Annotated in this window: 19 protein-coding genes; 8 read left to right on the plus strand and 11 right to left on the minus strand. The window is 70.5% G+C overall.

All coding sequences use genetic code 11. From position 1 onward, the window contains the following. Positions 1–20: 20 nt before the first annotated feature. From CRP56_RS10335 to CRP56_RS10345, 3 genes are read left to right on the plus strand one after another with little or no spacing between them, the layout of a single operon-like run. Positions 21–944 (plus strand): ABC transporter ATP-binding protein, encoded by a 924-nt coding sequence (locus CRP56_RS10335; RefSeq protein ID WP_097262499.1) that lies wholly within the window; start codon positions 21–23, stop codon positions 942–944. Beyond that, positions 941–1711, plus strand: coding sequence for an ABC transporter permease (locus CRP56_RS10340; protein ID WP_097262503.1), 771 nt, complete (start codon positions 941–943; stop codon positions 1709–1711). Before CRP56_RS10335 ends, CRP56_RS10340 begins: the two co-directional genes overlap by 4 nt. Positions 1712–1747: 36 nt before the next feature. Beyond that, positions 1748–2767: a COX15/CtaA family protein gene (locus CRP56_RS10345; protein WP_097262505.1), complete on the plus strand. Its 1020-nt coding sequence runs from the start codon at positions 1748–1750 to the stop codon at positions 2765–2767. On the opposite strand, the gene CRP56_RS10350 is transcribed toward CRP56_RS10345, so the two are convergent. The 4 genes from CRP56_RS10350 to CRP56_RS10365 form a co-directional block, all read right to left on the minus strand. Next, a complete protein-coding gene (locus CRP56_RS10350; RefSeq protein WP_097262508.1) occupies positions 2722–3462 on the minus strand; it encodes a nucleotidyltransferase domain-containing protein in 741 nt (246 codons plus the stop codon). The two genes, CRP56_RS10345 and CRP56_RS10350, sit on opposite strands and share 46 nt — an antisense overlap. A gap of 46 nt (positions 3463–3508) precedes the next feature. After that, positions 3509–4615 (minus strand): amidohydrolase family protein, encoded by a 1107-nt coding sequence (locus CRP56_RS10355; protein ID WP_097262510.1) that lies wholly within the window; start codon positions 4613–4615, stop codon positions 3509–3511. 138 nt (positions 4616–4753) lie between these two features. Then, entirely contained in the window at positions 4754–5086 is a 333-nt protein-coding gene (locus CRP56_RS10360; protein WP_097262511.1) for a hypothetical protein, read from the minus strand. Between the two features lie 69 nt (positions 5087–5155). Next, positions 5156–6109, minus strand: a complete 954-nt coding sequence (locus CRP56_RS10365; RefSeq protein ID WP_097262513.1) for a heme o synthase — start codon at positions 6107–6109, stop codon at positions 5156–5158. A gap of 381 nt (positions 6110–6490) precedes the next feature. On the opposite strand from CRP56_RS10365, the gene tkt reads away from it, so the two are divergent. Genes tkt through pgl form a run of 5 tightly spaced genes read left to right on the plus strand, consistent with a single transcriptional unit; the run spans position 6491 to position 13127 of the window. Next, positions 6491–8578, plus strand: a complete 2088-nt coding sequence (gene tkt / locus CRP56_RS10375; protein WP_097262515.1) for a transketolase — start codon at positions 6491–6493, stop codon at positions 8576–8578. Positions 8579–8611: 33 nt separating this feature from the next. Beyond that, positions 8612–9730 (plus strand): transaldolase, encoded by a 1119-nt coding sequence (tal, locus tag CRP56_RS10380; protein WP_097262517.1) that lies wholly within the window; start codon positions 8612–8614, stop codon positions 9728–9730. Positions 9731–9733: 3 nt separating this feature from the next. Next, positions 9734–11272: a glucose-6-phosphate dehydrogenase gene (gene zwf / locus CRP56_RS10385; protein ID WP_097262519.1), complete on the plus strand. Its 1539-nt coding sequence runs from the start codon at positions 9734–9736 to the stop codon at positions 11270–11272. Beyond that, the gene (gene opcA, locus CRP56_RS10390; protein ID WP_097262521.1) at positions 11269–12348 is read left to right on the plus strand and encodes a glucose-6-phosphate dehydrogenase assembly protein OpcA; all 1080 of its coding nucleotides are present in this window, start codon (positions 11269–11271) and stop codon (positions 12346–12348) included. The genes zwf and opcA overlap by 4 nt, the downstream gene beginning before the upstream one ends. Next, on the plus strand, positions 12345–13127 hold the full coding sequence (pgl, locus tag CRP56_RS10395; protein WP_097262523.1) for a 6-phosphogluconolactonase: 783 nt from the start codon (positions 12345–12347) through the stop codon (positions 13125–13127). The genes opcA and pgl overlap by 4 nt, the downstream gene beginning before the upstream one ends. Before the next feature lie 30 nt (positions 13128–13157). Here pgl and CRP56_RS10400 read toward each other — a convergent pair whose 3' ends face one another. The 7 genes from CRP56_RS10400 to CRP56_RS10430 all read right to left on the minus strand — a co-directional run bounded on the left by CRP56_RS10400 (position 13158) and on the right by CRP56_RS10430 (position 20260). Then, positions 13158–14126, minus strand: a complete 969-nt coding sequence (locus CRP56_RS10400; RefSeq protein ID WP_097262525.1) for a hypothetical protein — start codon at positions 14124–14126, stop codon at positions 13158–13160. Between the two features lie 103 nt (positions 14127–14229). Continuing rightward, positions 14230–15882 carry a glucose-6-phosphate isomerase gene (gene pgi, locus CRP56_RS10405; protein WP_097262528.1) on the minus strand — a complete coding sequence of 551 codons (1653 nt, stop codon included), beginning with the start codon at positions 15880–15882 and terminating at the stop codon, positions 14230–14232. Positions 15883–15935: 53 nt separating this feature from the next. Beyond that, positions 15936–17204 (minus strand): MFS transporter, encoded by a 1269-nt coding sequence (locus CRP56_RS10410; protein ID WP_097262530.1) that lies wholly within the window; start codon positions 17202–17204, stop codon positions 15936–15938. Positions 17205–17397: 193 nt separating this feature from the next. Beyond that, positions 17398–17733: an RNA polymerase-binding protein RbpA gene (locus CRP56_RS10415; protein ID WP_003976875.1), complete on the minus strand. Its 336-nt coding sequence runs from the start codon at positions 17731–17733 to the stop codon at positions 17398–17400. Positions 17734–17932: 199 nt separating this feature from the next. Then, positions 17933–18163, minus strand: a complete 231-nt coding sequence (secG, locus tag CRP56_RS10420) for a preprotein translocase subunit SecG (RefSeq protein WP_059197350.1) — start codon at positions 18161–18163, stop codon at positions 17933–17935. Positions 18164–18265: 102 nt separating this feature from the next. Continuing rightward, a complete protein-coding gene (tpiA, locus tag CRP56_RS10425) occupies positions 18266–19042 on the minus strand; it encodes a triose-phosphate isomerase (protein ID WP_097262532.1) in 777 nt (258 codons plus the stop codon). 6 nt (positions 19043–19048) lie between these two features. Next, positions 19049–20260, minus strand: a complete 1212-nt coding sequence (locus CRP56_RS10430) for a phosphoglycerate kinase (RefSeq protein WP_097262535.1) — start codon at positions 20258–20260, stop codon at positions 19049–19051. Positions 20261–20268: the final 8 nt, after the last annotated feature.

Here is a 20268-nt window from a genome sequence, read left to right on the forward strand (position 1 = left end):
CGTACCTAGACTCTTGAGCCATGCGAAGTGAGCCCGTGGTCCAGGTCCAGGCCCTGGTGATGCGGTACGGCACGAAGACCGCGGTGGACGGCCTCGACCTGGAGGCCGGAGCGGGTGTCACCGCCGTGCTCGGTCCCAACGGAGCGGGCAAGACGACCACGATCGAGACCTGCGAGGGGTACCGCAAGCCGGACTCCGGCACGGTCCGCGTCCTGGGCCTCGATCCGGTCCGGCAGTCCCGTGAGCTGCACACCCGGATCGGCGTGATGCTCCAGTCCGGCGGCGTCTACTCCGGCGCCCGCGCGGACGAGATGCTCCGCCATGTCGCCAGGCTGCACGCCCACCCCCTCGACGTGGACGCCCTCATCGAGCGCCTGGGTCTCGGCAGTTGCGGCCGGACGACGTACCGCCGCCTGTCGGGCGGACAGCAGCAGCGGCTGGCGTTGGCCATGGCCGTCGTGGGCCGCCCGGAACTCGTCTTCCTCGACGAGCCGACCGCCGGCCTCGACCCGCAGGCCCGCCACGCCACCTGGGACCTGGTCCGCGATCTGCGCGCCGACGGCGTCTCCGTCATCCTCACCACGCACCACATGGACGAGGCCGAGCAGCTCTCCGACGACGTCGCGATCATCGACGCGGGCCGGGTCATCGCCCAGGGCTCGCCCGAGGAGCTGTGCAAGGGCGGCGCCGAGAACACGCTCCGCTTCAGCGGCCGCCCCGGCCTCGACGTCGGCTCCCTGCTGAAGGCCCTCCCCGCGGACTGCACGGCGGCCGAGCTGACGCCGGGCTCCTACCGGGTCGGCGGCAAGGTGGACCCGCAGCTGCTCGCCACCGTCACCTCCTGGTGCGCCCAGCACGGCGTGATGCCGGAGAAGATCTCGGTCGAGCGGCACACGCTGGAAGACGTCTTTCTGGAGCTGACCGGCAAGGAGCTGCGCTCATGACCGCGACCGGTACGTACACCCCTAAGCCGGGCGCGGCCCCCTTGGGCCGCATGATCGCGACGCAGGCGGCGCTGGAGACGAAGATGCTCCTGCGCAACGGCGAGCAGCTCCTGCTGACCGTCGTGATCCCGACCCTCCTCCTGGTCCTCTTCAGCTCGGTCGACATCGTCGACACGGGCGCGGGCGAGGCGGTCGACTTCCTCACCCCCGGCATCCTCGCGCTCGCGGTCATGTCCACGGCCTTCACGGGCCAGGCCATCGCGACGGGCTTCGAGCGGCGCTACGGCGTCCTGAAGCGGCTGGCCGCCTCCCCGCTGCCCCGCTGGGGCCTGATGACGGCGAAGACGGCGTCGGTGCTGGTGACGGAGATCCTCCAGATCGTGCTGCTGACGGTGATCGCCTTCGCGCTGGGCTGGGACCCGCAGGGCAACCCGCTCGCCGTCCTGCTCCTGCTCATCCTCGGCACGGCCGCCTTCTCCGGCCTGGGCCTGCTGATGGCGGGCACGCTCAAGGCGGAGGCGACGCTCGCCGCCGCCAACCTCGTCTTCCTGCTGCTCCTCGTCGGCGGCGGCGTCATCGTCCCGCTGGACAAGTTCCCCGCCGGCGCGCAGGACGTCCTCGGCCTGCTGCCCATCTCGGCCCTGTCGGACGGCCTGCGGGACGTGCTCCAGCACGGCGCCGGGATGCCGTGGGGCGACCTGGGGATCCTGGCGGTGTGGGCGGTCGTCGGGCTCGCCGCGGCCGGCCGGTTCTTCCGGTGGGAATAGGCCCCTCGTGAAAGCGTGCACAAGCGGCCCCCTACGATGGACCCCGTGCCAAAGCTGACCCGCGCCGACGCCACGGACGCCGTGCGCAACCCCCTCGCCTTCATCGCCGCACGCTGGACCCCGGAACCCCGGACGGTGCAGCGGGCGGCTCTCGCCGCGCTCGTCATGTCGGTGGTCATCGTGGTCACCGGCGGCGCGGTGCGGCTGACCGGCTCCGGCCTCGGCTGCCCGACCTGGCCCAAGTGCACCGACAACTCGCTCACCACCACGAGCGCCATGGGCGTGCACGGCGTGATCGAGTTCGGCAACCGCATGCTGACGTACGTCCTGTGCGCCGCGGTCGGCTGGGCCATCATCGCCGCGCGCTCCGAGAAGCCGTACCGGCGCAGCCTCACCCGGCTCGGCTGGGCGCAGTTCTGGGTCGTGATGAGCAACGCCGTCCTCGGCGGCATCGTCGTCCTCGTCGGCCTGAACCCGTACACGGTCGCCGCGCACTTCCTGCTCTCCACCGCCCTGATCGCGGTCGCCACCGTGATGTGGCAGCGCACCCGGGAGGGCGACGACGCGCCGCGTCCGCTGGTCGGCGCGTCGGTGCGGCAGCTGGTGTGGTTCCTGGTCGCCGCGGCCGTCCTGCTGATCGCGGTGGGCACGGTCGTGACCGGCTCGGGCCCGCACGCGGGCGACTCCAGCGAGGTCGAGCGGATGCCGCTGGACTGGGAGACGGTCAGCAAGCTGCACGCCGTGCTGGCGTGGATCGTGGTGACCCTCACGTTCGCCCTGTGGTTCGTCCTCAAGGCCGTCGACTCTCCCAAGGGCCCGCTGGACCGCACCCGCGACCTCTTCCTGGTCCTGCTCTCGCAGGGTGTCATCGGCTACGTCCAGTACTTCACCGATCTGCCCGAGTTCCTCGTCGGCCTGCACATGTTCGGCTCGTGCCTGGTCTGGATCGCGGTCCTGCGGGTGCTGCTCGCGCTGCGCGAGCGGCCCGAGGTCGAGGTCACGCTGCCGGGTCAGCCGTACGCCGCCACGAGCTCGTCGATCGCCGGTCCCAGGTAGCCCCGGGTCAGCTCGCCCCTGCGCGCCGCCCACGCCTCGGTGGTCGGCGCCGGGGTCCTGTCGTACCGCCGCGCGCGGATGTCCTCGACGACCTCGACGGGTGCGCCGAGTTCCGGCAGCAGCTCCAGCGCCTCCCGCTTGGACAGGAGCCGTCCGTCGCGCAGGGTGGCGGTCGCCCGGGCGAAGGTCGTCAGGCCCACGTCGACCCAGGGGGCCTGCCGCCACCGCTCCGCCTTCGCGAGCTTGGGCCGCCAGAAGTCCCGCTGATCGCGTACGACGAACTCGTCGAGCTCCAGGTCCGGCACCGACGGCAGCAGCCCGGCGGGGTCCTTCCCGTGCAGCACCCGTCCGAACGTGTGCAGTTCACGCCGGGTCACCGGGGTGACCGGGCGCTTGAACAGCTGCTCGTGCGCCCAGGTCAGATGGGACCGGCGGGAGTCGTCCACGGCGTCCGGCGTCAGATAGGTGCAGTGCAGCAGCCCGGCGAGCGGTTCGTTCCGCAGCCGGGCGTGCAGCGTGGCCAGCCGCCAGACGGTGCGCGGGGTGAGCGGGGCTTCCAGTACGGCGATGAGGTCCAGGTCGCTGCGGCCCTCCTGGTAGTCGCCGCCGGCGAGCGACCCGTGCGCCCAGACGGCGATCGGATCCAGCGGGGCGAGGCCGGACAGGAAGCGGTCGAGTAACGCATCGGTCTGCATGCCCTCATCCTGTACAGCGCGTACGGGTTCGTACACCCCGTACGCGTCACTCCAGCCCGTACACCCTGCGCGCGTTCCCCGCCGCGAGCAGCCCGGCCACCCGCTGCGCGTCCGCGAGCGACCACGCGCCCTCGGCGACCCAGGTGCCGAGGACCCGGCCAAGGGCTTCGCGGAACAACCGCGCGCCCACCACATGCAGTTCCGGCAGCCCCTGGGCGCCGCTGGAGAAGAGGATCTTGCCGAAGGGGGCGAGTTCCAGGATCTCCGCAAGGACGGTCGCCGCCCGGGCCCCCGTCCGCACGAGCGCCGCGCCCGAGTCGGCGTAGACGTGCGGGAAGACGCCCGCGAGATGGGCGGCGTGCCGGTGGTACGGGTAGCCGTGCAGCAGCACCAGGTCGGTGCCGAGGCCGGCCGTGGCGCGGACGAAGTCGGTGAGCAGCACCGGGTCCGTGCGGTCGATCCGCTGGCCCGGCTCGCCGAGCCCGGCGTGCAGTTGGAGGGGCAGTCCCGAGGCGACGGCGATCCACAGCAGGTGCCGCAGCAGCACCGGATCGGTCAGTTCGCCGCCCACCCTGCGGCCCGCCAGCCACCGCCCGGCCGCGCCCCGCACCTCACCCGCCCCCGGCGGTTCGGGGGCGAGGGCGAGTCCGTGCCGTACGCCCGCCACCGAGGTGAAGGCGACCGCGCTCGTGGCCGCGCCGTGCACGGATTCCGCGAGGTTGGCGAGGAAGGACTCGACGGTGCCGGAGGTGTCGGCGACCTGTTCGGCGAGGAGTTCGAGCCGCACGATCTCGCGGGCCTCGGCGTCCGACGCCACCGCCATCTCGTCGGGGCCGGTCAGATCGCCGGGCAGGCCCGCGTCGACGAGGTACGTCGTGATGCCACTGCCCCGCAGCAGCCTGCGGCCCGCTTCCAGTACGCCGAGTTCACGGCGCCGGGCGAGATAACGGGCGGGCGGAGAGTGCGGCTCCAGACCGAGCAGGGGTGGACACCATCGTCGTACGGCGAAGCCCGTCTGGGTGTCGAAGAGGGTCGTACCGGGGGCGGGCGGCCCCTCGGTACGGGCCAACTGGGCCTCGAAGGTGCCGAGGCCCAGCTCGGTTCTCAGTACGCCGTGGCAGTACTGGTCCACGAGGGACGGCGTTTCGATCATCCGGACTCCCGTGGTCGGCTCCTGTCTTACTACGGGGCCTAACGGGTGAACGGGGTGTCAGGTGATGCTCTCGCACACCCGGTGTGAAACCCGGCGCGCGTCAGTCGTTGTTCGGGCCACTCGCCTGACCGGCGCGCGTCAGTCGTTGCTGGGGCCGCCCACCTGGATGCCCGCCATGCGGCTCCACTCGTAGCGGCCGGTCTTCACCTTGGCCGCGAACTCGCCGTCGAAGTCCTCGTGGACGGTGAGGCCGGACTTCTCGACGGCCTTCTGGGCGATCTCGTAGGTGGGGGCGACCAGGTTGCCCCAGTTGCCGTCCTCGCCCACGAGGGCGATCCGGGCGCCGCGCTGACCGATGTAGGCCACCTGGCCCTCGGCGCCGCCGTGTGCCTTGGAGAAGGCGGTGATCTGCTTGGCGAGCTTGGCCGCCTTGCGGTCCGCCTTCGCGTCAACCTGCTGCGTGTCTGCCATGGCCAGGATGCTACCGACGAGTAGATCAATCGGCGACGGGCGGGGTGCGTGACCCTTGCCTCAGAGCGTTCAGCGCAGGAACGGGTCCACCGCGATCGCCACGAAGAGCAGCGACACATAGGTGATCGACCAGTGGAACAGGCGCATCTCCTTCAGCTTCCCGCCCGTCACCTCCGCCTTCGCGCGGTTCTGCAGCGCGTGCGCCTCCCACAGCCACCAGCCGCCCGCGACCAGGGCGACCAGCGTGTAGAACCAGCCGGTGTAGCCGAGGGGGGTCAGGAGCAGGGAGACGGCGACCATCACCCAGCTGTAGATGACGATCTGCTTGGCGACCGTCTTGTTGGAGGCGATGACCGGCAGCATGGGCACGCCCACGCGCGCGTAGTCCTCCTTCACCTTCATGGACAGCGGCCAGTAGTGCGGCGGCGTCCAGAAGAAGATGACCAGGAAGAGGATGACCGGTGCCCAGGTGAGGGAGTTCGTCACGGCCGACCAGCCGATCAGGACCGGCATACAGCCGGCGATGCCGCCCCACACGATGTTCTGCGAGGTGCGCCGCTTGAGGATCATCGTGTACACGACGACGTAGAAGAGCAGCGCGCCGAGGGACAGCCAGGCCGACAGCCAGTTGACGGTCAGCCCGAACAGCAGGGTCGAGACGACCGCGAGGCTGATGCCGAAGACCAGGCACTCGCGCGGCGACACCATGCCGGTGACCAGCGGACGCTGTGAGGTGCGGTCCATCAGGGCGTCGATGTCCCGGTCGATGTACATGTTCAGCGCGTTCGCGCCGCCCGCCGACAGGTAGCCGCCGACGCAGGTGAGCAGCACCAGCGTCAGGTCGGGCACCCCCTGCTCGGCGAGGAACATCACCGGAACGGTGGTGATGAGCAGGAGCTCGATGATCCGCGGCTTGGTCAGCGCCACGAATGCCTTGGCACGGGCCCCGAACGGCCGGTGACTCGAGCGCTTGCTCTCCCCCAGCACACCTGCTGGACGGGATTCGACGGCCGTCACGCACACCCCTACAGAGACATCCCAGCAAGCCTCAGCCGTGTGAAGTCCCGGTAAAGGCCCGCGCGTACCACGCCACTGTAGACGTTGCCCATACCCCGACATTCGCGGGGGTGGGGTCGTGTTGGGAGGCACCCCCGGATGAACGGCTCAGGGGGGTGCCGGAAGAGCCGATCCGCACTCGGTTGAGCACTCGAACGAGCGCGTCCGTATTCAGTTGCCGAATGACGGTTCGGCCCAGTCAGGAGGCGGATCGTCTCGACTCCCGGCAGTCTGGAATGACGCGCAAAAACGCACGTACATACGGGGGTAGGCTCGACAACGGCCGGGGCGCCCCGTGCACCGGCATTTTCGACATGCCTGACATGTGGAGAGGAGCCCTGACCCAGGGTGAGCACCAAGCCGACCACCACAGACCTCGAGTGGACCGAGCTGGACCAGCGGGCCGTCGACACCGCCCGCGTCCTGGCCGCCGACGCCGTACAGAAGGTCGGCAACGGCCATCCGGGTACGGCGATGAGCCTTGCCCCCGTCGCGTACACCCTCTTCCAGAAGGTGATGCGGCACGACCCGGCGGACCCGGAGTGGGTCGGGCGCGACCGGTTCGTGCTGTCCGCGGGCCACTCGTCCCTGACCCTGTACACACAGCTCTACCTGGCCGGCTTCGGCCTGGAGCTGGACGACCTGAAGTCCTTCCGGACGTGGGGCTCGAAGACCCCCGGTCACCCGGAGTACGGCCACACCAAGGGCGTGGAGACCACCACCGGTCCGCTGGGCCAGGGTGTCGCCAACGCGGTGGGCATGGCCATGGCCGCCCGCTACGAGCGCGGTCTGTTCGACCCGGAGGCTCCGCAGGGCGAGTCCCCCTTCGACCACTTCATCTACGCGATCGCCGGTGACGGCTGCCTCCAGGAGGGCATCTCCGCCGAGGCGTCCTCCCTCGCGGGCCACCAGCAGCTCGGCAACCTGATCCTGCTGTGGGACGACAACCACATCTCGATCGAGGGCGACACCGAGACGGCCGTCTCCGAGGACACCGTCAAGCGGTACGAGGCGTACGGCTGGCACGTCCAGCGCGTCGCCCCGAAGCCGGACGGCGACCTCGACCCGGCCGCCATCTACGACGCGATCCAGAAGGCCAAGGCGGTCACCGACCGGCCGTCCTTCATCGCGATGCGCTCGATCATCGCCTGGCCCGCCCCGAACGCGCAGAACACCGAGGCCGCCCACGGCTCGGCGCTCGGCGACGACGAGGTGGCCGCCACCAAGCGCGTGCTCGGCTTCGACCCGGAGCAGACCTTCGAGGTCGCCGACGAGGTCATCGCCCACACCCGGGGCGCCCTGGAGCGCGGGCAGGCGGCCCGCGCGGTCTGGGAGAAGTCGTTCCAGCAGTGGCGGGACAACAACGTCGAGCGCGCCGCCGAGTTCGACCGCATCGCCGCGGGCGAGCTGCCCAAGGGCTGGGAGGAGAAGCTCCCGGTCTTCGAGCCCGGCAAGGGCGTCGCCACGCGTGCCGCGTCCGGCAAGGTGCTCCAGGCGCTCGGCGCGGTGATCCCCGAGCTGTGGGGCGGCTCCGCCGACCTCGCGGGCTCGAACAACACCACGATCGACAAGGCCTCCTCGTTCCTGCCGGCGGACAACCCGCTGCCGGAGGCGAACCCGTACGGCCGCACGATCCACTTCGGCATCCGCGAGCACTCCATGGCCGCGGAGATGAACGGCATCGCGCTGCACGGCAACACCCGCATCTACGGCGGCACGTTCCTCGTGTTCTCCGACTACATGCGCAACGCGGTGCGTCTGTCGGCGCTGATGCACCTGCCGGTGACGTACGTGTGGACGCACGACTCCATCGGTCTGGGCGAGGACGGCCCGACGCACCAGCCGGTCGAGCACCTCGCCTCGCTGCGCGCGATCCCGGGCCTGAACGTGGTCCGCCCGGCCGACGCCAACGAGACGGCCATCGCCTGGCGCGAGATCCTCAAGCGCTGGACCAAGGTCTTCGGCAAGGGCGCCCCGCACGGCCTCGCGCTGACCCGCCAGGGCGTGCCGGCGTACGAGCCCAACGAGGACGCGGCGAAGGGCGGTTACGTCCTGTTCGAGGCCTCCAACGGTTCGCCCGAGGTGATCCTCATCGCCACCGGTTCCGAGGTGCACGTCGCCGTCGAGGCGCGCGAGCAGCTGGAGGCCGACGGCGTTCCCACGCGTGTGGTGTCGATGCCGTCCGTGGAGTGGTTCGAGGAGCAGGAGCAGGGGTACCGGGACAGCGTCCTGCCGCCCGCCGTCAAGGCCCGTGTCGCGGTCGAGGCCGGGATCGGTCTGACCTGGCACAAGTACGTCGGTGACGCCGGTCGCATCGTTTCCCTGGAGCACTTCGGTGCTTCCGCCGACGGCAAGGTCCTTTTCCAGGAGTTCGGCTTCACTGCCGACAACGTGGCCGCCAAGGCCCGGGAATCCCTGGCCGACGCCCAGCGCTGACGCTGACATACGACACGTAGGAGATGTAATTCCATGACAGACGCACTCAAGCGCCTCTCCGAAGAAGGCGTCGCGATCTGGCTGGACGACCTGTCGCGCAAGCGGATCACGTCCGGCAACCTCGCCGAACTGATCGACCAGCAGCACGTCGTGGGCGTCACCACCAACCCGTCGATCTTCCAGAAGGCGATCTCCCAGGGCGACGGCTACGACCAGCAGCTGTCCGACCTCGCCGCCCGCAAGGTCACCGTCGAAGAGGCCATCCGCATGATCACGACGGCGGATGTCCGTGACGCCGCCGACATCCTGCGCCCGGTCTTCGACGCCACCGGCGGCCAGGACGGCCGCGTGTCGATCGAGGTCGACCCGCGCCTGGCCCACAACACCAAGGCGACGGTCGCCGAGGCCAAGCAGCTCGCCTGGCTGGTGGACCGCCCCAACACCCTCATCAAGATCCCGGCCACCAAGGCGGGCCTGCCGGCCATCACCGAGGTGATCGGCAACGGCATCAGCGTCAACGTCACGCTGATCTTCTCGCTGGAGCGCTACCGCGAGGTCATGGACGCGTACCTCGCCGGTCTGGAGAAGGCCAAGGCCAAGGGCCTCGACCTGTCCCTGATCCACTCGGTGGCGTCCTTCTTCGTGTCCCGCGTGGACACCGAGATCGACAAGCGCCTCGACGCGCTCGGCACCGACGAGGCCAAGGCCGGCCGCGGCAAGGCCGGTGTCGCCAACGCCCGGCTCGCCTACGAGGCGTACGAGGAGGTCTTCTCCTCGGACCGCTGGGCCGCGCTCGACAAGGCGCAGGCCAACAAGCAGCGCCCGCTGTGGGCCTCGACCGGCGTGAAGGACCCCGCCTACAAGGCGACCCTGTACGTCGACGAGCTCGTCGCCCCCAACACGGTGAACACCATGCCGGAGGCCACCCTCCAGGCCACCGAGGAGAGCGGCGAGATCCGCGGCAACGCCGTCGCCGGCGCCTACGAGCAGTCCCGCGCGGAGCTCGACGCCGTCGAGAAGCTCGGGATCTCGTACGACGAGGTCGTGCAGCTGCTGGAGGACGAGGGCGTCGAGAAGTTCGAGGCGTCCTGGAACGACCTGCTCAAGTCGACCGAGGCGGAGCTGGAGCGCCTCGCACCCTCGGAGGGCTAAACCTTGCCAGCCTTTTCCGGTTCCGGAGCGAACCCGCTTCGTGACCCCGCGGACCGACGGCTCCCGCGTATCGCGGGGCCGTCGGGCCTGGTCATCTTCGGCGTCACGGGCGACCTGTCCCGTAAGAAGCTCATGCCCGCCGTGTACGACCTCGCCAACCGGGGTCTGCTGCCGCCGGGCTTCTCCCTGGTCGGCTTCGCACGCCGGGAGTGGGAGAACGAGGACTTCGCCGCCGAGGTCCACGACGCCGTCAAGGCGCACGCCCGTACGCCGTTCCGTGAGGAGGTCTGGCAGCAGCTCATCCAGGGGATGCGCTTCGTCCAGGGCACCTTCGACGACGACGACGCGTTCGAGCGGCTGCGCGGCACCATCGAGGAGCTCGACAAGGCACAGGGCACGGGCGGCAACTTCGCCTTCTACCTGTCGGTGCCGCCGCGCTCCTTCCCGGTGGTCATCCAGCAGCTGAAGAAGCACGGCCTCGCCGACCAGTCCTCCGGCTCCTGGCGGCGCGCGGTCATCGAGAAGCCGTTCGGCCACGACCTGAAGTCGGCCGAGGACCTCAACAAGGTCGTCCACGAGGTCTTCGCCCCGGACCAGGTCTTCCGCATCGACCACTACCTGGGCAAGGAGACCGTCCAGAACATCCTGGCGCTCCGCTTCGCCAACCAGATGTTCGAGCCGATCTGGAACCGGTCCTTCGTGGACCACGTGCAGATCACCATGGCCGAGGACATCGGCATCGGTGGTCGCGCGGGGTACTACGACGGCATCGGCGCGGCCCGTGACGTCATCCAGAACCACCTCCTCCAGCTCATGGCCCTGACGGCCATGGAGGAGCCCTCGTCCTTCGACGCGGACGCGCTGGCCGCCGAGAAGACCAAGGTGCTCGGCGCCGTCCGGCTGCCGAAGGACCTGGGCCGGGACACCGTCCGCGGCCAGTACGCCGAGGGCTGGCAGGGCGGCGAGCAGGCGGTCGGTTACCTCCAGGAGGAGGGCATCGACCCCAAGTCGAAGACCGACACGTACGCCGCGATCAAGCTGGAGGTCGACAACCGCCGCTGGGCGGGCGTCCCCTTCTACCTGCGCACCGGCAAGCGGCTCGGCCGCCGGGTGACGGAGATCGCGGTCGTCTTCCAGCGGGCCCCGCACTCCCCCTTCGACTCCACGGCCACCGAGGAGCTCGGGCAGAACGCGATCGTCATCCGCGTCCAGCCGGACGAGGGCATCACGGTCCGTTTCGGCTCCAAGGTCCCCGGTACGTCCATGGAGATCCGGGACGTGTCGATGGACTTCGCGTACGGCGAGTCCTTCACGGAGTCCTCGCCCGAGGCGTACGAACGTCTGATCCTCGACGTGCTGCTCGGCGACTCGAACCTCTTCCCGCGCACCGAGGAGGTCGAGCTGTCCTGGAAGATCCTCGACCCGATCGAGGAGTACTGGGACAAGCACGGCAAGCCCGCCCAGTACCCGTCCGGTACGTGGGGGCCGGTCGAGGCGGACGAAATGCTCGCACGCGAGGGACGGAGCTGGCGCCGACCATGAAGATAGACCTCACGGACACCACCGCCAGCAAGATCAACAAGGCGCTGGTCAAGGGCCGCCGGGCCATCGGCACGCCGGCCGTCGGCATGGTCCTGACGCTGGTCATCGTCACGGACGAGGAGAACGCGTACGACGCCCTGAAGGCCGCCAACGACGCGTCGCGCGAGCACCCCTCGCGCACGCTCGTGGTCATCAAGCGGGTCTCGCGCTCACCCCGCGACCGGACGCAGTCCCGCCTGGACGCCGAGGTACGGGTGGGCGCGGACGCGGGCACCGGCGAGACCGTCGTGCTCCGGCTGTACGGCGAAGTCGTCAACCACGCCCAGTCGGTCGTCCTGCCGCTGCTGCTGCCCGACGCCCCCGTGGTCGTCTGGTGGCCGGTGGACGCGCCGCTCGACCCGGCGAACGACCCGCTGGGCGCGCTGGCCCAGCGCCGGGTCACCGACACCTACGCCTCCGAGCAGCCGGTACGGGACCTGGGCGCCCGTGCCGACACCTACACCCCCGGCGACACCGACCTGTCCTGGACCCGCATCACGCCCTGGCGCTCGATGCTTGCGGCGGCCCTCGACCAGGTCACCGTGGACGTCAAGGGCGTCGAGGTGGAGGGCGAGGAGTTCAACCCGAGCTGCGAGCTGCTGGCGATGTGGCTCGCGGACCGGCTGGACGTGCCGGTGAAGCGGTCGCTGTCCTCGGGCCCCGGCCTCACCGCGGTCCGCATGGACACCAACCACGGCCCGATCGTCCTCGACCGCGCGGACGGCGCCCTCGCGACGCTGTCCATCGAGGGCCAGCCGAACCGTGCGGTGGCGCTCAAGCGGCGCGAGACGGCCGAGCTGATCGCGGAGGAGCTGCGGCGCCTCGACCCGGACGACACGTACGCGTCCGCGCTGCGGTTCGGGGTGGAGAAGCTGAACGGCGCTTCGGTGCCGGGCGGCGCCCCGGCCGCGGACGGCACCTCGGCCGCGGGCGGTGCGCCGGCTGCCGTCGAGACGCCTGTGGAGGAGGCCGTGAAGGCTCCGGCGAAGAAGGCGGCCGCCAAGCGCGCCCCGGCCAAGAAGGCGGCGGCGAAGTGAGCACTCCGCAGCTGGTCGTGCACCGCGACAAGGAGCTGATGGCCCAGGCCGCCGCGGCCCGTCTCATCACGAAGATCGTGGACGCCCAGGCCTCCCGGGGCCAGGCGTCCGTGGTCCTCACCGGCGGCCGCAACGGCAACGGCCTGCTGGCCGCGCTGGAGGCGGCTCCGGCCCGGGACGCGATCGACTGGGGGCGGCTGGACCTGTGGTGGGGAGACGAGCGCTTCCTGCCCGAGGGCGACCCGGACCGCAATGTCACGCAGGCCCGCGAGGCCCTGCTGGACGCGGTGCCGCTCGACCCGAAGCGGGTGCACGCCATGCCCGCCTCGGACGGCCCCTACGGCGCCGACGTGGACGCGGCGGCGGCCGGGTACGCGGAGGAACTGGCCCGCGCGGCCGTCCCCGAGAACCACGGTTCGGTGCCGACCTTCGACGTCCTGATGCTGGGCGTCGGCCCGGACACGCACGTGGCGTCGCTGTTCCCGGAGCTCCCCGCGGTGCGCGAGACGGACCGCACGGTGGTCGGCGTCCGCGGCGCCCCGAAGCCGCCGCCGACCCGGGTCACCCTCACCCTGCCCGCCATCCGCGCCGCCCGCGAGGTCTGGCTCCTGGCGGCGGGCGAGGACAAGGCCCAGGCCGCGGCGATCGCCCTGTCGGGCGCGGGTGAGATCCAGGCCCCGGCGGCCGGCGCTCAGGGCCGCTCCCGCACCCTGTGGCTCCTGGACGCGGCAGCGGCCTCACAGCTACCGCGCTCGTTGTACCCGCCGGCGTCCCCCTGACGCCTTCGGCCCCCTGAGGAACCCGTACGGTCAACTTCCGTACGGGTTCCCGCCGTTGTAGGGGTTTCCGGAGGGCGGGCCGTACGGGTTGCTCCCCTGGTTGTACGGGCGCCCCGGCTGGGGCCCGTACGGGTTGCCGGGCGGCGGGCCGTACGGGTTGCCGTAGGGACTGCCGCCGTACGGGTTGCCCTGCGGCGGCACGTACGGCGGGGTGCCCGGCGGCATGGGTGGGGCGTTCGGCGGCATCGGCGGGACGTACGGCGTCTGTGTGGCCGGGTGGGCCTTCAGGCGGATGCCGTAGTGCTGGTCCAGACGGCGCATCTCCAGCAGCGCGATCGCGGTGACCGTCACCGGCGCGCCCAGGATGAACAGGACGCCCATCCCGAGGCTGAGGCCGTGCAGATCACCGGTGAGCAGGTCGGGGAGGGCCATCAGCCAGCTGGTGACCGTGGCGAGCAGCGGCGGCAGGCAGCGGTGCACACCCGCGGTGCCGAAGAAGTTCGCGCCGACGTGCCAGGCACCGCGGGCCACGAATCCGGCCAGCCAGATCACCAGCGGTCCGAGGAGCAGGATGAGCAGCCCGGCGCTGCCCGCCGACTGCAGCAGCAGCACCGTGATCACGATCGATCCCACGAAGGCCAGCAGCAGCTTCAGCGAGTTGAACAGCGGGGGCTTCAGCACTCGGATGTCGCCCTCGCGCTTCCACACCAGCAGCATGACGCCGACCGTCAGTGGGGTGATGAAGAGCAGCACGACGGACGCCGTCAGCATGTTCTCCAGCATCTCGTCGAAGGCGAAGCCGCCCTCGACGAAGGTGTACACGCCGACCGCCGCGACCGTCCCGGCGATGAGGCGGATCTTCTTGAGCTGCTCGACGGCCGGGTCGATCGACTCCGGGATCCACGCCGGGTGGAACACGGCCCGCGCCACGTGCTTGGGTTTCCACAGGTCTCTCGCCGCCAGCGAGCCGCCTGTCCAACTGCCTTGCGAACCAGCCACTTTGCACTCCCCCGAGCCATGGCCTCCATGATCGTCGGGGATTCTACGGGAAGCGGACGCCCGCGCACCGTCCGCTTTCCCGCATCGACATCATCCGCGGCGATTACCGGCCACGCAGCTCCCGGTACTTGGCGACCAACGCCTGCGTCGAGGCATCGAGACCGGGGACGTCCGCGCCCTCGGTCAGCGCCGGTTCGACCCGCTTGGCGAGCACCTTGCCCAGCTCGACGCCCCACTGGTCGAAGGAGTCGATGTTCCACACGGCGCCCTGCACGAACACCTTGTGCTCGTACAGCGCGACGAGCTGCCCGAGCACCGACGGCGTGAGCTCCTTGGCGAGGATCGTCGTCGTGGGGTGGTTGCCCAGGAACGTCTTGTGGGCCACCAGCTCCTCCGGCACCCCCTCGGCCCGCACCTCGTCCGGCGTCTTGCCGAAGGCCAACGCCTGTGTCTGGGCGAAGAAGTTGGCCATCAGCAGGTCGTGCTGCGCCTTCAGCCCCTCGCTCAGCTCGGCCACGGGCTCGGCGAAGCCGATGAAGTCCGCCGGGATCAGCTTGGTGCCCTGGTGGATCAACTGGTAGTACGCGTGCTGCCCGTTGGTGCCGGGCGTGCCCCACACCACCGGCCCGGTCTGCCAGTCCACGGCGCGCCCGTCGCGTCCGACGTACTTTCCGTTGGACTCCATGTCCAGCTGCTGCAGGTAGGCCGTGAACTTGGACAGGTAGTGGCTGTAGGGCAGCACCGCGTGCGACTGCGCGTCGTGGAAGTTGCCGTACCAGATGCCCAACAGGCCGAGGAGCAGCGGCACGTTGGACTCGGCGGGTGCGGTGCGGAAGTGCTCGTCGACGATGCGGAAGCCGTCGAGCATCTCCCGGAAGCGGTCCGGGCCGATGGCGATCATCAGGGACAGGCCGATCGCCGAGTCGTAGGAGTACCGCCCGCCGACCCAGTCCCAGAACTCGAACATGTTCGCCGTGTCGATCCCGAAGTCGGCGACCCTCCCCGCGTTTGTCGACAGCGCCACGAAGTGCTTGGCGACGGCTTCCTGACCGGCCTTCAGCTCACCGAGCAGCCACTCCCGCGCCGAGGTGGCGTTGGTGATCGTCTCGATGGTGGTGAAGGTCTTGGACGCGATGACGAACAGCGTCTCCGCCGCGTCCAGGTCGCGGGTGGCCTCGTGCAAGTCGGCGCCGTCGACGTTCGACACGAAGCGGACGGTGAGGTCGCGGTCGGTGTAGGCGCGCAGCACCTCGTACGCCATGGCGGGGCCGAGGTCGGAGCCTCCGATGCCGATGTTGACGACGTTCTTGATGCGCTTGCCGGTGTGGCCCGTCCACTCCCCCGAGCGGACCCGGTCGGCGAAGCCGGCCATCTTGTCGAGGACCGCGTGCACCTGCGGCACGACGTTCTCCCCGTCGACCTCGACCACCGCGTCGCGCGCCGCCCGCAGCGCGGTGTGCAGGACGGCACGGTCCTCGGTGGTGTTGATCTTCTCGCCGCGGAACATGGCGTCCCGCAGCCCGAACACGTCCGTCGCGGCGGCCAGTTCGCGCAGCAGCCGCAGGGTCTCGTCGGTGATCAGGTGCTTGGAGTAGTCGATGTGCAGGTCGCCCACCTGTGCCGTGTAGCCGGTGCCGCGCCCGGGGTCGGCGGCGAACAGCTCGCGCAGCCGCACCTCGCCGAGTTCCTCGCGGTGCTTGGCCAGAGCGGTCCACTCGGGCGTCTGGTTGAGCCTGGTACGGCCGTCTGCGTTCATGTCCGACTTCCGCCTTCATTTCGTGCCTGTCCCAGCTGGTCCAACCTAGTTGATCAGCGGGTGACGTGAGCTGTCGTGGCGCTGTCCTGCGGTGCAACAACAGGTACGTCCCGCTTGAACGCCGGTATCAACGAGGCGACGGACAGCGTGAAGAACGCGGCGGCGAGCAGGGCCGGGGTGTTGAGTCCCCAGGCGGTGGCGACGGCGCCGCCCAACAGCGCCCCTATCGGCGCCCCGGCCACGCCGAGGGTCCGGAAGGCCGAGCTGACCCGGCCCAGCATGTCGGCGGGGCTGCGCTGCTGCATGAGGGTCGTGGTGTTCACGTTCCACACCATGCCCATGAGCCCGAAGAGGGCCATCGCGGCGACCAGCGCGAGCAGGCTGCGGACCGTTCCCATGACGACGAGCGCGCCGATCTGCACGCTCCCCGCGAGCAGCACCGCCCGCACCCGGCCCACCCGGGAGACCAGCAGCCGGTTGACCGCTCCCCCGGCCAGCGAGCCGACGGTGTAGGCGGTCGTCGCCACCACGAACCCGGTGTGGCCCGCGTCCAGCCAGCCGGTGACCAGCAGCACCAGGGTCGCGATGAGGGCGCCCACGCCGATGTTGCACAGCGCGGTGGCGGCGCACAGGCCGCGCAGGGCGCGGTCACCGGCGAGGGCGCGCAGGCCCTCGGCGATCTCCCGGCGCAGGGTGCTGCCCGCCGGTCTGGTCCCGCGTGCGGGGGACGCCGGCCGCAGCGAGGCCACCAACGCGGCGGCCAGCAGGAAGGTAGCCGCGTCGGCCGCGAAGGGCACCGCGGCGCCGCCCGCGAGCAGCAGCGGCACGACGGGGGCGCCCAGCAGTCCGCCCGCGATCCGCTGCCCGGTCATCAGCCGGGCGTTGGCGCTGCCGAGGGCGTCGGCGTCGACCAGGGACGGCAGCAGGGCCGTGGAGGCGTTGTCGAAGAGGGTCTGGAACGTGGTCAGCGCGAAGGCGAGCGCGATCATCAGGCCGATGGAGGCGTGGCCCAGGCCGACGGCGACCGCGAAGCAGGCGACGAGCAGCCCGCGCAGGGCATCCACCGTCCCCATCGCGCGCCGCTGGTCCACGCGGTCGGCGACGGCGCCGCCGAGCAGTCCGAAGACCAGCCAGGGCAGATAGCCACAGGCGGTGACCGCCGCTATCGCCAGGGGTTCGTCGGTCAGGGTGGTGGCCAGCAGGGGCAGCGCCGCCGTACGCAGCGCGTCTCCGAAGCTGGAGAGCACGGCGGCACCCCACAGCCGCCCGAACCCCCCGCGCCACGCGGGCGCACGCACGCCCGCAGCCTCGACCGTAGCCACAGCTCCCCCTCACGATTCACCTGCACCGAAGCGATGCACAAACCGTAGAGGTCACCACTGACAGTCGGTCGGGCCTGTGGATAACCCGGGCGAACCGCTGCCGGGCCAGGGCCGAAGCGCGCCCCGGCCGGAACGGCCCGGCGCTGAAACAGCTCCGGCCAGACACCCCTGGGTGCCCGGCCGGCCTCAACTCCTAGATTTCGCCCCGCAGTTTGGCGAGCGCCTCGGCGAGGATCGCCTCGCCGTCCGCGTCGCTGCGCCGCTCCCGTACATACGCGAGGTGCGTCTTGTACGGCTCGGTACGCGGCGGGTCCGGCGGGTTGTCCCGGTCCTGTCCGGCGGGGAAGCCGCAGCGCGGGCAGTCCCAGGTTTCGGGAACCTGCGCGTCGCTGGCGAAGCTGGGCTGCGTCTCGTGCCCGTTGGAGCACCAGAAGGAGATGCGCAGGCGGGGCGCGGACTCGCCCCGCTCGGCCTCGCCCATCGGCCCCGCCCCGACCCGGCTTCCTCGGATCGCGTTGCCACTTGCCACGGTCGTAACTCCCTGCGTGATGGTGCCGCGAAGCGAGTCGGCGTTTCGCTTCGTTGCGAGCGCCTCAGTCTACGTAAGGCCCAACGCGCGTCCAGTGCTTGGAGTTACCGCCCCCACATCCAGACGCAAGCCCCATGATAGGCCGCGTCCAGGGGCGCGTACCGAACATGGGGCCTTACGTACGGAATGTGCGTGGCGGTCAGTTGTTCGTCTTCATCAGGAGACCGAGCACGATGATGCACGCGAACCAGAGCAGACCGACCACGATGGTGATCCGGTCGAGGTTGCGCTCGGCGACGGAGGAACCGCCGACGGACGACTGCATGCCGCCGCCGAACATGTCGGAGAGGCCGCCACCCTTGCCCTTGTGCATCAGCACCAGCAGCATCATCAGCGCGCTGAAGACGATCAGGGCGATCGAGAACCCCATAACCACGGCTGGACCAACTTCCTCGGATCTGGACGGACGACAGGGGCACAGCCACCGGGCTGTGCCCCCGCAAGGGTACGACGGATCGCCGCTACCGCATACTTACTGGTCGCGGAAGCGCACGATCTTGACGAACTCGTCGGCGTCGAGCGACGCGCCGCCCACGAGCGCCCCGTCGATGTCGGCCTGCGCCATGATCTCGGCGACGTTGCCGGACTTCACCGAGCCGCCGTACTGGATGCGGACCTGGTCGGCCAGCTCCTGCGTGTACAGCTCAGCGAGCTTGCCGCGGATGGCGGCGCAGACCTCCTGGGCGTCCTCGGCGCCGCAGACCTTGCCGGTGCCGATGGCCCACACGGGCTCGTAGGCGATCACGACGGACTCGGCCTGCTCGGCCGGGAGGTCCTTCAGACCGCCCTCGACCTGGGCGAGGGTGTGGGAGACGTGGTTGCCCGCCTCGCGGACGTCCAGCTCCTCGCCGACGCACAGGATCGGGGTCAGGCCGTGCTTGTAGGCGGCCTTGACCTTGGCGTTGACGATCTCGTCGGTCTCGGCGTGGTACTGGCGGCGCTCGGAGTGGCCGACGGCCACGTACGTGCACTTCAGCTTGGCCAGCATGGCGCCGGAGATCTCGCCGGTGTAGGCACCGGAGTCGTGCGCCGAGAGGTCCTGGGCGCCGTACTTGATCTTGAGCTTGTCGCCGTCGACCAGGGTCTGCACGGAGCGCAGGTCGGTGAAGGGCGGCAGGACGGCGACCTCGACGGCCTCGTAGTCCTTGTCCGCGAGGGCGAAGGCGAGCTTCTGGACGTGCGCGATGGCCTCGAGGTGGTTGAGGTTCATCTTCCAGTTGCCCGCCATGATCGGCGTGCGAGTGGTCATGCGGGGTCAGTCCTCCAGTGCGGCGAGGCCGGGGAGCGTCTTGCCCTCGAGGTATTCGAGGGAGGCGCCGCCGCCGGTCGAGATGTGGCCGAACGCGTTCTCGTCGAAGCCGAGCGTGCGCACGGCGGCGGCGGAGTCTCCGCCGCCGACGACGGTGAAGCCGTCCGAGTCGATGAGGGCCTGGGCGACCGCCTTGGTGCCCTCGGCGTAGTCGGGGTGCTCGAAGACGCCCATGGGGCCGTTCCAGAACACGGTCTTGGCGTCGGCGAGCTTGCTCGCGTACAGCTCACCGGTCTTCGGGCCGATGTCGAGGCCCAGCTGGCCCTCGGGCATCTTGTCGGCGTCGACGGCGGTGTGCTCGGTGGACGCCTTGGCCTTCAGGTCCGGGAAGCCCGGGGAGACCACGACGTCGACCGGGAGGACCAGCTCGACGCCGAGCTTCTCGGCGCGCTCCAGGTACTCGGTGACGGCCGGGATCTGGTCCTCCTGAAGGAGGGAGGTGCCGACCTCGTGGCCCTGTGCCTTGAGGAAGGTGAAGGCCATGCCGCCGCCGATGAGGATGCGGTCGGCCTTGCCGAGGAGCTGGTCGATGACGGCCAGCTTGTCGGAGACCTTGGAGCCGCCGAGCGCCACTGCGTAGGGCCGCTGGACGTCCTCGGTGAGCTTCTTCAGGACGCCGACCTCGGTGGCGATGAGGTAGCCGGCGTAGTGCGGCAGCTTGGCCGGGAGGTCGAAGACCGAGGCGTGCTTGCGGTGCACGGCGCCGAAGCCGTCACCGACGTAGACGTCGGCGAGGGCGGCGAGCTGGTCGGCGAAGGCGGCGCGCTCGGCGTCGTCCTTGGAGGTCTCGCCGGCGTTGAAGCGGAGGTTCTCGACGACCGCGACCTGGCCGTCGGCGAGGCCGGCGACGGTGGCCGTGGCGGACTCGCCGACCGTGTCGGTCGCGAACGCGACGTCGGCGCCGAGGAGTTCACCGAGGCGCGCGGCGGCCGGGGCGAGGGAGAACACCGGGTCCGGGGCGCCCTTGGGGCGGCCCAGGTGCGAGGCGACGACCACCCGGGCGCCGGCCTCGGCCAGCGCCTTGACGGTGGGCAGCACGGCGCGGATGCGGCCGTCGTCGGTGATGGTGGTGCCGTCCAGCGGCACGTTGAGGTCGGCGCGGACGAAGACCCGCTTGCCTGCGACGCCTTCGGCGAGAAGTTCGTCGATCGTCTTCATATAGGGGA

Origin of the sequence: Streptomyces sp. TLI_55, assembly GCF_900206255.1 — a bacterium.
Classification (GTDB): Bacteria; Actinomycetota; Actinomycetes; order Streptomycetales; family Streptomycetaceae; genus Streptomyces; species Streptomyces aquilus.

Excerpts from the sequence above, each read along its gene's own strand:
- CRP56_RS10430 (WP_097262535.1), bottom strand. The coding sequence starts at position 20,260 with ATGAAGACGATCGACGAACTTCTCGCCGAAGGCGTCGCAGGCAAGCGG.
- opcA (WP_097262521.1), top strand. The coding sequence starts at position 11,269 with ATGAAGATAGACCTCACGGACACCACCGCCAGCAAGATCAACAAGGCG.
- secG (WP_059197350.1), bottom strand. The coding sequence starts at position 18,163 with ATGGGGTTCTCGATCGCCCTGATCGTCTTCAGCGCGCTGATGATGCTG.
- CRP56_RS10360 (WP_097262511.1), bottom strand. The coding sequence starts at position 5,086 with ATGGCAGACACGCAGCAGGTTGACGCGAAGGCGGACCGCAAGGCGGCC.
- CRP56_RS10340 (WP_097262503.1), top strand. The coding sequence starts at position 941 with ATGACCGCGACCGGTACGTACACCCCTAAGCCGGGCGCGGCCCCCTTG.
- CRP56_RS10345 (WP_097262505.1), top strand. The coding sequence starts at position 1,748 with ATGGACCCCGTGCCAAAGCTGACCCGCGCCGACGCCACGGACGCCGTG.
- pgi (WP_097262528.1), bottom strand. The coding sequence starts at position 15,882 with ATGAACGCAGACGGCCGTACCAGGCTCAACCAGACGCCCGAGTGGACC.
- CRP56_RS10355 (WP_097262510.1), bottom strand. The coding sequence starts at position 4,615 with ATGATCGAAACGCCGTCCCTCGTGGACCAGTACTGCCACGGCGTACTG.
- CRP56_RS10350 (WP_097262508.1), bottom strand. The coding sequence starts at position 3,462 with ATGCAGACCGATGCGTTACTCGACCGCTTCCTGTCCGGCCTCGCCCCG.
- tpiA (WP_097262532.1), bottom strand. The coding sequence starts at position 19,042 with ATGACCACTCGCACGCCGATCATGGCGGGCAACTGGAAGATGAACCTC.
- tal (WP_097262517.1), top strand. The coding sequence starts at position 8,612 with ATGACAGACGCACTCAAGCGCCTCTCCGAAGAAGGCGTCGCGATCTGG.
- CRP56_RS10335 (WP_097262499.1), top strand. The coding sequence starts at position 21 with ATGCGAAGTGAGCCCGTGGTCCAGGTCCAGGCCCTGGTGATGCGGTAC.